Source organism: Streptomyces sp. LaBMicrA B280 (assembly GCF_049222185.1).
Lineage (GTDB): Bacteria > Actinomycetota > Actinomycetes > Streptomycetales > Streptomycetaceae > Streptomyces > Streptomyces murinus.
Genome location: NZ_JBMJCT010000065.1, coordinates 210,119 through 218,285, shown reverse-complemented (window position 1 = coordinate 218,285; position 8,167 = coordinate 210,119). Strand labels below are relative to the sequence as shown.

The 8,167-nt window shown below is 71.5% G+C and carries 9 protein-coding genes and 1 rRNA gene; 7 read left to right on the top strand and 3 right to left on the bottom strand.

Translation table 11 applies throughout. The features are described from left to right. Positions 1-70: ribosomal RNA gene (gene rrf, locus ACLF5H_RS36800) — 5S ribosomal RNA — on the top strand; the annotation flags it as partial. Between the two features lie 54 nt (positions 71-124). On the opposite strand, the gene ACLF5H_RS36795 is transcribed toward rrf, so the two are convergent. From ACLF5H_RS36795 to ACLF5H_RS36785, 3 genes are all read right to left on the bottom strand, one after another. Further along, positions 125-304 carry an Imm7 family immunity protein gene (locus tag ACLF5H_RS36795; protein WP_421680341.1) on the bottom strand — a complete coding sequence of 60 codons (180 nt, stop codon included), beginning with the start codon at positions 302-304 and terminating at the stop codon, positions 125-127. A gap of 117 nt (positions 305-421) precedes the next feature. Further along, the gene (locus ACLF5H_RS36790) at positions 422-727 is read right to left on the bottom strand and encodes a hypothetical protein (protein WP_421680328.1); all 306 of its coding nucleotides are present in this window, start codon (positions 725-727) and stop codon (positions 422-424) included. Positions 728-863: 136 nt separating this feature from the next. Then, a complete protein-coding gene (locus ACLF5H_RS36785; protein ID WP_421680327.1) occupies positions 864-2,594 on the bottom strand; it encodes a chitinase in 1,731 nt (576 codons plus the stop codon). Between the two features lie 326 nt (positions 2,595-2,920). Between ACLF5H_RS36785 and ACLF5H_RS36780 the strand changes: the two genes are divergently transcribed. The 6 genes from ACLF5H_RS36780 to ACLF5H_RS36755 all read left to right on the top strand — a co-directional run bounded on the left by ACLF5H_RS36780 (position 2,921) and on the right by ACLF5H_RS36755 (position 8,162). Beyond that, positions 2,921-3,781 (top strand): hypothetical protein, encoded by an 861-nt coding sequence (locus tag ACLF5H_RS36780; RefSeq protein ID WP_421680326.1) that lies wholly within the window; start codon positions 2,921-2,923, stop codon positions 3,779-3,781. Between the two features lie 73 nt (positions 3,782-3,854). After that, a complete protein-coding gene (gene cpaB / locus ACLF5H_RS36775; RefSeq protein WP_037664275.1) occupies positions 3,855-4,565 on the top strand; it encodes a Flp pilus assembly protein CpaB in 711 nt (236 codons plus the stop codon). 12 nt (positions 4,566-4,577) lie between these two features. Beyond that, positions 4,578-5,855, top strand: coding sequence for an AAA family ATPase (locus ACLF5H_RS36770; RefSeq protein ID WP_421680325.1), 1,278 nt, complete (start codon positions 4,578-4,580; stop codon positions 5,853-5,855). A 205-nt stretch (positions 5,856-6,060) separates the two neighbouring features. Beyond that, a complete protein-coding gene (locus ACLF5H_RS36765) occupies positions 6,061-6,447 on the top strand; it encodes a TadE/TadG family type IV pilus assembly protein (RefSeq protein ID WP_421680324.1) in 387 nt (128 codons plus the stop codon). A 1-nt stretch (position 6,448) separates the two neighbouring features. Next, a complete protein-coding gene (locus ACLF5H_RS36760; protein ID WP_421680323.1) occupies positions 6,449-6,811 on the top strand; it encodes a TadE/TadG family type IV pilus assembly protein in 363 nt (120 codons plus the stop codon). A 13-nt stretch (positions 6,812-6,824) separates the two neighbouring features. Further along, positions 6,825-8,162 carry a CpaF family protein gene (locus ACLF5H_RS36755; RefSeq protein ID WP_421680322.1) on the top strand — a complete coding sequence of 446 codons (1,338 nt, stop codon included), beginning with the start codon at positions 6,825-6,827 and terminating at the stop codon, positions 8,160-8,162. Positions 8,163-8,167: the final 5 nt, after the last annotated feature.

The following is an 8,167-nucleotide window of genomic DNA, read 5'->3' as shown; positions in this document are numbered from 1 at the left end:
GGAAGCTAAGCCTTTCAGCGCCGATGGTACTGCAGGGGGGACCCTGTGGGAGAGTAGGACGCCGCCGAACAATTTTTAGGGAAACCCCCGCACCGTTGGTGCGGGGGTTTTCTGCGTTCCGGGGTCAGTCCTCGATGACAGGGCGACAGGGCGAAAGGAATGGATCGAGTCTGTCCTGCACTTCGCCCCTGGCCATGACATGGACCCGAAAGGCCCCCGGGCCTGGCGGCTGATCCATATCGGCGGAACGTTCGTAGAGCAGACCCCAGGAGCCGGCGTCTGCCTCTTCCGTGGATCCGGCGATGCCGGACCAACCATGAAACTCGTACGTGTGTCTCTCACAGCGGTTTCGTGGGGGCGTCGTACAGCCCCTTGGCGATCAGGGCCAGGCCCTCGGTCTTCAAGTCCTTGCCGTCGCCGCTCACTTCGTGTCCCCCCACGCTTCGGTCACGTCCACCGCCACCCGGTCCGGCACGATCCCCGCGACCGGCGGGAACAGGGCGCCCGGGCCGCCCGCGTCCAGCGCGACCCCGCACGGCACCCCCGCGGCGGGCACCGCGGCGTCCAGCAGCCGGGCGCCCAGCCAGCGTACGAGAACGGCCGTGCGGCGGAACTCGCCCACTCGCGCGGCCCCTTCATGGCGCACGTGCGCCGACTCGGCGGCGGTCGACCGGGTGAAGGGATCGCCGTTCGACGGCATGGAGATGTTCTGGCCCCCTGAGGTCATGTCAGGGAGCATCGTGGCGGTGTGTGGCCGCTCGCAACGCGAATCGGGCCGGGGCGGCCGAAAACGCACGAGGCGCCCGGACTCCGAGGAGGAGGCCGGGCGCCGGGTGGTGGGGGTCGGGGGTGGTCAGGTCAGGTCAGGGCATCGCGTGGACGTGGGTGCCCACCGTGCCGGACCAGGCGTTGCCGTTCGAGGCGTCCCAGTTGGTGGACCAGGTCATGGCGCCGCGCAGGTCGGGGTAGGTCTTTGAGGGCTTGAAGGAGCCGCAGTTGGTGGCGGCGGTCAGGCAGTCGAGGGCGTTGTTCACGACCGAGGGGGAGACGTAGCCGCTGCCGGCCGCGCTGGTGGAGGCGGGGAGGCCGAGGCCGATCTGGGAGGGGGAGAGGCCGCCCTGGAGCTGGATGCAGGCGAGGGCGGTGAGGAAGTCGACCGTGCCCTGGCTGTAGACCTTGCCGTCGCAGCCCAGCATGGAACCGCTGTTGTAGTACTGGGTGTTGACGACCGTGAGGATGTCCTTCACGTTCAGGGCCGTCTGGAAGTAGGAGGCGGACGTCGACTGCATGTCGATCGTCTGCGGGGCCATCGTGATGATCAGGGACGGGCCCGCCTTCGCGGACAGGGCGCGCAGGGCCTGGGTCATGTACGTCGCGTTCAGACCGTTCTCCAGGTCGATGTCGACGCCGTCAAAGCCGTACGTCTGCATCAGGGAGTAGACGGAGTTCGCGAAGTTCGTGGCCGAGGCGGAGTCGCTGACCGAGATCGTGCCGTTCTGGCCGCCGATCGAGACGATGACCTTCTTGCCGGCCGCCTGCTTGGCCTTGATGTCGGCCTTGAACTGGTCGGCCGTGTAGCCGCCGAGGTCGGCCGAGTCCAGCGTGAAGGTCACCGCGCCCGGCGTGGTGGACGCGTCCGCGAAGGCCACCGCGATGATGTCGTAGGCGGCGGGCACGTCGGAGATCTTCTGGACCTTGGCGCCGTTGTTGAAGTTCTGCCAGTAGCCCGTCACCGCGTGCTTCGGGAGCGAGCCCCCGGTGTTGCCGCCGGTGCCGGTCGAGGCGGTGGTCGCCGTCACCGCCGCCGACTTCTGCGACTCGCCCGCCGCGTTCGTCGCCGTCACCTGGATGGAGTACGAGGTGGCGGCGGACAGGCCGGTGAGGGTGGTCGAGGTGCCGGTCGTCGAGGAGACCTTCGCGCCGTTCTCGTACACGTTGTAGCCGGTCGCGCCGGAGGACGTGGACCAGGTGAGGGAGGCGGAGGACGAGGTCGTGGCGGAGACCGCGAGGCCGGTGGGGGCGGCCGGGACGGTGGGGGGCGGGGTGGTGCCGCCGGTGCCGCCGCCGTCGGGGCCGTAGAGGGAGAGGTCGTCGGCGTAGTAGGCGGCCTGGCCGTACCAGCCGTGGGTGTAGAGCGTGACCGACGTGGTGTTCGCGCCGGTGGTGAACGACGTCGACAGCTGCTTCCAGGCCGTCGTGTCCGGCGTCCAGGTGGAGACGTCCGTGGTGCCCGTGCCCGTCACGCCCAGGTAGGTGTAGCCGCCCTGGACCCAGGAACTCAGCGTGTACGAGGAGTTGGGCTTGACGGCGACCGTCTGGGTGCACTGGGCGTTGTCCTGCCCCGCGGGGGTCGCCTTGAGCGCACTGGTTCCGGAGTGCACCGGAGAGGAGACGGTCGTGCCGCTGCCCGCCGAGCAGGTCCAGTCGGACAGGCCCGATTCGAAGCCGGCGTTGACGACGTTGTTGACGTCGGCCGCGGACGCCGGTGCGGCGGTCGCGGCGAGGCCGGCGGTGGCGAGGGCGAGGGTGACGGCGGCGGACCAGGCCGCGAGCCGGCGTCGGGGTGGTCTGGGGGTGCCTGGTGCTCGGTCCACGGGGACCTCCGGGGGGAGTCGGAGTGGGGCAGGGGTCCAGCGGGTGGATCCCAACGGGTGAATTCCAGGGGAGTGGAATCCGACGGGCTGGAATCCGTGGGGTGGAGCCGGTGGCCACCGGTGCACAGACAAGTTGGTCCAGACCAATCCGGCTGTCAAGAGGTCCAGACCAAAGCGGGGGTCGATGGGTTTCGCAACCTGCCCCGGTTTGCGGGGACTTGCCCCCAGCAAGTTCCACATGGGCTTCACAAACGCTGTTCTCCCGCCCGGCGCGCGTGGATACAGTGCTCAGGTAGTCACGCAGTGAAGTCACCGGGGAGCGGGGCGTGCCAACTGCCATTGCCGTGACCAGCGCCGATCTGGCGCTGCCGCCACAGGACGAACGCACCATGCCCGCCGTCGTGCTGGCCGGACTCGACCGGCATCCGCTCGATCACGCCCTCACCGAACTGAGCGACCTCATCGAGGGGCACGGCCATGTCGTCGTGGTGTGCTCGGCGGCCACCCCGGAGCCGGTCGTACGACGGCTGTACACCCTGCGCTCGCTGCTGGAGAGCGACCGGATCGCGCTGCTCCGGCCCGAGCTGCCGCCCCTCGGAGTCGCCGTCCTGGGACGCCAGTTACGCCAGCTCGCCTCCTGCGACCTCAGCCCCGGCGTGCTGGCCTCCGCCGGGCGGCTGCTCGCCCACTACATCCACGCAGGGGCCGTGCTCGGCTCCGTCGCGCGCCTGGACCGGGTGCCGGTCGGGCTGAAGGCGCACGCCAAGTCCTGGGTTCCGGGCAGCCAGTTCGCCGTGCTCGCCCATCCCGAGCCGCAGCTCGTCAAGGTCGGAGCCGAAGTCACCCTCAAGGGGCCCGAGTTCCCCACCTGGCTGCTGCTCGCCAAGGGGCAGCTGCCCGGCGACTGGGCGGCCGGACTCGGGACCGCGTGGGGGGCGCAGGGCGTGCGGGAGACCGCGCTGCCCGCCGAGTCCCGCACCTGGTGGGGGACCGGCCGCATGGTCGAGTTCTGCGCCCACCTCGACGATCTGTCCGTGCTGTACCAACTGGTCACGTCCGTACGGCAGTCCAGCTGCCACTGGTGCGGGCTCGACGTCATCGGCGACCGCTGCGTCTTCTGCTCCGCCGTACCGCCCGTCCATGAACCGCCCGCCCCACGGGCCCTGGAACCCCGCACGCCCGCCTGAGCCCGGGAACACGCCCACGACCTGTACGTCCATATCCCGAACGACCGATTCCCCCAATGAGGTTGCACGGTTCATGAACTCCCGTCAGCGCCGCGGCGTGATACTCCTGCTCCTGTCCGTCCTGTGCGCTCTGCTCGCGTTCGCCGGTGTGCTCTCCGTCGTCCATGACGTGGACTCCAAGGTCGGCCCCGAGGTCACCGCCTACCGGGTCCGCTCCGACGTGAAGCCGTACACCACCCTGGACGCGGGCCAGTTCGAGAAGGTCAGGATGCCCAAGCGGTGGCTGTCCGGGACTGCGGTCACCGATCTGCGCGCGCTCCAGGGCAAGATCGCCGTCACCACGTTGCGCGCCGGGTCGCTGCTCCAGAGCGACATGATCGTGGACCAGCCCGCCCTCCAGCCCGGACAGCAGGAGGTCGCCATCATGATCGACGCGGCGACGGGCGTGGCGGGGAAGATCACCCCGGGGTCCCGGGTCAATGTGTACGCCACCTTCGCGGGCAAGAAGGAGGGCGACCCCGACCAGTCGAAGATCATCGTCACCGACGCCCGCGTCCTCGACGTCGGCCGGATCACCGCGCTGGACCCGGACGCCGCCAAGAACAACCAGCAGCAGCCGAGCGAGGCCGTCCCGATCACCTTCGCGCTGTCCACCCTCGACGCCCAGCGCATCACCTACGCCGAGTCCTTCGCGCAGCGCGTCCGGCTCGCGCTGGTGGGCCCCGGCGGCGACACGAGCGTCCCGGACAAGGACCGCACCTACGAACTCGCGACGGACAAGTGAGAGGCGGCCCGCATGCCGACCAGGATCCTCCCGGCGGGCGCCGACCCGGACGCCGTCCGCTCCCTCGTCACCCTGCTCAGCCAGCTGCCCGACGCCGAACCGCAGCCGCCGGTCACCGACTCCACCCAGCTGGTGGACGCCCTCGCCCGGCTCGCCGCCGAGGCCGTGGACGAACTGCCCGAGGTGCTCGTCGTCCATGAACGCATCGGCCCCGCACCGGCGTTGGAGCTGATCCGCGAGATCGCCCTGCGCTTCCCCGCGGTCGGCGTCATCCTCGTCACCACCGACGCGAGCCCCGGCCTGTTCGCCGCCGCCATGGACTCCGGCGCCCGGGGCCTGGTCGCGCTCCCGCTGTCGTACGACGAACTGGCAGGCCGGGTGCAGGCGGTCGCCCAGTGGTCGACGGAGGTACGGCGCCACCTCGGCCAGGGCGGCGAGGCGCCGAGCGGCTCCGGCGGTACGGTCGTCACGGTCAGCGGCGCCAAGGGGGGTGTCGGCGCGACGCTCACGGCCGTACAGCTCGCGCTCGCCGCGCAGGCCTCCGGGCGGTCCACCGCGCTGGTCGACCTCGATCTCCAGTGCGGGGACGTCGCCTCCTTCCTGGACATCCAGTTCCGGCGCTCGGTCGCCGACCTCGCCGCCATCAGCGACATCTCGCCGCGCGTCCTCGCCGACGCCCTCTTCCGCCATGACACCGGGCTCGCCCTGCTGCTCGCGCCCGGCGAGGGGGAGCGCGGCGAGGAGGTCACCGACCGGGCCGCCCGGCAGATCGTGCGCGCCCTGCGCTCGCGCTACGAGGTGGTCGTCATCGACTGCGGCGCACAGCTCGGCGGGGCGGGCGCGGCCGCGATCGAGACGGCGGACACGGCGCTGCTGGTGACGACGCCGGATGTGATCGCCGTACGCGCCGCCAAGCGGACCGTGCGGATGTGGGACCGGCTCCAGATCCGCAAGGCGGAGGAGACCACGGTCGTCGTCAACCGGCAGAGCCGGCACACCGAGATCCAGCCCGCGTTGGTGCAGCGGATCACCGGTACGGCGCTGGCGCGCACCGCCGTACCCGCCAACTTCAAGGAATTGCAGGCGGTGGTGGACGCGGGGCGGGTCCATGAGCTGGACGCGCGCAGCACGGTGAAGCAGGCGCTGTGGGCGCTCGCGGGAGAGCTGGGGCTCGCACGGGCGGCGGAGGGCGCGCACCGGGGTGGGGCGCGGGGTGGCGTGCGGGGCAACGGGCGCGGCGGCGGGCGCGACGGGGCGCGTGCCGGGGGCCTTCGGCGGCGGAAGGAGTGAGCCGGTGACGAGGAGGGGCGAGAGGGGCACGGATTCGGGTCGGGTGAGTGATCCGGGTCCGATGAGTGATGTGGGCCGGGTGGGCGATGCGCGGCCGGTGAGCGGGGCGGGCCGGTTGGTCGAGGCGGGTTCGACGAGCGATCCGGGCCGGATGAGCGATGCGGGTCCGACGCGCGGTGCGGGCCGGGTGAGTGATCCGGGTGCGATGAGTGATGCGGGCCGGGTGGGCGATGCGGGTCAGGTGAGCATCGAGTTCCTCGGCATGTTGCCGCTGATCCTGCTCACCCTGGTGCTCGTGTGGCAGGCCGTGCTCGTGGGGTACACCTTCACGCTCGCCGGGAACGCCGCGGACGAGGCGGTGCGGGCCGGTACGGCGGCGTCGCCGGGCGGGGCGCGGCAGGCGGCCTGCGCGGCGGCGGGGCGCAAGGATCTGTCGGCGGCGTGGCGGGGGGACGCGACGGTGAGCTGCGGCGGGTCCGGCTACGTCACGGCCGATGTCTCCCTGAAGGTCCCGGTGCTCTTCCCGGGCCTGATCGCCTTCCCGGCGCGGGTGCACGGGCACGCCGGTGCGGTGGAGGAGGCGAAGGACTGAGATGCGGTACCCGAGCGGGCGTCGTGACCGCCGTGAGAGTCGCGAGCGCGGCCAAGTCGCCATCGAATACCTGGGGTTCCTGCCCGTGCTGCTGATCGTCGCCCTCGCCGGCATCCAGCTCGGCGCGGTCGCCTACGCCGCCGAGCAGGCCGGTACGGCGGCCCGTGCCGGGGCGCGGGCCGCCTCGCTGCGGCAGGACGCGCAGCAGGCGTGCGCGGCGGCGGTCGGCGGGGGGATGCGGGTGAGCTGTGCGGAGGGCGGCGGGGGCGGCTCCGTGACCGTGACGGCGACCGTCCGCATCCCGAAGATCGTATGGAGCTTCGGGGACGCCACGAAGTCGGCGACCATGCCGCTCGACCATTGAGGAGCCGGTGACCATGAGCCTGCGGGCACGTATCAGCACTCCGGAGGAGCACGGCAGCCGGGGCGAGGACGGGCATCTGGTCGCCGCCTACCGGGCCAAGCTGCTGGAGGAGATCGACCTCGCGGAGATGGGCGCGCTGGCCGCCGCGGAGCGCCGCAGCCGTCTCGAACGGGTGCTCGGGCACATCATCAGCCGGGAGGGCCCGGTGCTCTCCACGGTGGAGCGCGCCCAGCTGATCCGGCGGGTGGTGGACGAGGCGCTGGGCCTCGGCATCCTCGAACCCCTCCTGGAGGACACCTCGATCACCGAGATCATGGTGAACGGGGCGGACGCGATCTTCGTCGAACGCGGGGGCCGCGTCGAGCAGTTGCCGCTGCGCTTCGCCTCCGCGGACCAGCTGATGCAGACCATCGAGCGGATCGTGTCGACCGTCAACCGCCGGGTGGACGAGTCGAATCCGATGGTGGACGCCCGGCTGCCGTCCGGCGAGCGCGTCAACGTCATCATCCCGCCGCTGTCGCTGACCGGGCCCGTCCTCACCATCCGCCGCTTCCCGCGCTCCTTCACCCTCCAGGAGCTGATCGGGCTCGGCTCGCTCGACGAGCCCATGGTGTATCTGCTGGCGGGGCTGGTGCAGGCGAAGTTCAACATCATCGTCTCGGGCGCGACCGGCACCGGCAAGACGACCCTGCTCAACGCGCTGTCCGGGCTCATCCCGCCGCACGAGCGCATCATCACCATCGAGGACTCCGCCGAACTCCAGCTCCAGCAGAGCCATGTGGTCCGGCTGGAGTCGCGGCCGCCGAACGTCGAGGGCAAGGGCCAGGTCACCATCCGCGACCTGGTGCGCAACTCGCTGCGGATGCGGCCCGACCGGATCGTGGTCGGCGAGGTCCGCGGCGGTGAGTCCCTCGACATGCTCCAGGCGATGTCCACCGGCCATGACGGCTCACTGGCCACCGTGCACGCCAACAGCGCCGAGGACGCCCTCACCCGGCTCCAGACGCTCGCCTCCATGTCGGACGTAGAGGTGCCGTTCGTCGCGCTGCACGACCAGATCAACAGCGCGGTCGACGTCATCGTCCAGCTCACCCGGTTCGCCGACGGCGCCCGCCGGATCACCGAGATCGCGCTGCTGGACAGCCATGGCGGGGAGCCGTACCGGCTGGCCAGCGTCGCCCGCTTCGAGGCGGAGCCGATGACGGCGGACGGCCGGGTGCCCGGCGCCTTCGCCTACTTCCCGCTGCCGCGCCGCACCGCCGACCGCCTGCACATGGCGAGCCGGCCCGTGCCGGGCGCCTTCGGCGTGGCCCGCACCGCCGACCAGCTCGCCACCCGAGAAGCCAGGTAGGCCCC